Consider the following 243-nt stretch of genomic DNA (forward strand, 5'->3'; position numbering starts at 1 on the left):
GTCGAGCGAATGGATTGAGAGCTTGCTCTCAAGAAGTTAGCGGCGGACGGGTGAGTAACACGTGGGTAACCTGCCCATAAGACTGGGATAACTCCGGGAAACCGGGGCTAATACCGGATAATATTTTGAACTGCATGGTTCGAAATTGAAAGGCGGCTTCGGCTGTCACTTATGGATGGACCCGCGTCGCATTAGCTAGTTGGTGAGGTAACGGCTCACCAAGGCAACGATGCGTAGCCGACC

At 53.1% G+C, this 243-nt stretch carries 1 rRNA gene; it reads left to right on the top strand.

What is annotated here, in order from left to right:
* A 16S ribosomal RNA gene (locus Q3V31_RS30875) occupies positions 1 to 243 on the top strand; the annotation flags it as partial.

The sequence above is a fragment of the Bacillus nitratireducens genome, from assembly GCF_036320425.1.
GTDB lineage: Bacteria > Bacillota > Bacilli > Bacillales > Bacillaceae_G > Bacillus_A > Bacillus_A nitratireducens.